Genomic DNA, 795 nt, shown 5'->3' on the forward strand with positions numbered 1-795 from the left:
GCGCTGAATTTTGACGAGAAGAAGGTATTCCCTTTTATCATCGCAAGTGGTTTTATTGCGGACACAACTTCGCTGCCACTTGTAGTCAGCAACCTGGTGAATATCGTATCGGCCGATTTCTTCGGCATTACGTTTATCGAATACGCCAGCCGAATGTTGGTTCCCAATCTGTTTTCTTTAGTAGCCAGTATCCTTGTGCTTTATTTGTTTTTCCGCAAGAGCATCCCGCGTAAGTTCGATGGGACGCAGCTTAAACAACCCTCAACGGCAATTCAAGATCCTAAGATGTTCCGTTTATCATGGATCGTATTAAGCGTTCTGCTAATCGGTTACTTTGTGTGTGAATTTGTGGGTATCCCCGTATCGATCGTAGCTGGTGTCATCGCGATATTCTTCCTGCTGATGGCGAGAAAAAGTCCGGCTGTACAAACCAAAGAAGTCCTTCAAGGGGCTCCGTGGGCTATCGTATTTTTCTCGATTGGTATGTATGTTGTGGTCTATGGCTTACGTAACGCCGGTCTTACAGATCTTCTGGCAAGTGTCATACAGAGCGTAGCGGATCAAGGACTTTTTGCTGCGACGATGGGGATGGGGTTCATTGCTGCGATTATTTCATCCATCATGAACAATATGCCGACCGTCATGATTGATGCACTCGCCATCGATGCGACAAACACGTCGGCTGCCATTAAAGAGGCCTTAATTTATGCGAATGTGATCGGTTCCGATTTAGGTCCCAAAATTACACCGATTGGTTCACTAGCCACCTTGCTTTGGCTGCATGTTCTTTCGACG

At 46.3% G+C, this 795-nt stretch carries 1 protein-coding gene; it reads left to right on the plus strand.

Annotated elements, in window-relative coordinates; translation table 11 throughout:
• Positions 1-795 (plus strand): arsenite/antimonite efflux transporter (gene arsB / locus ACPV3A_RS37705; protein ID WP_426205012.1); only part of this gene is annotated, 795 nt, incomplete at both ends.

Source organism: Paenibacillus sp. Dod16, assembly GCF_049893405.1.
In the GTDB taxonomy this organism is placed as follows: domain Bacteria; phylum Bacillota; class Bacilli; order Paenibacillales; family Paenibacillaceae; genus Paenibacillus_AQ.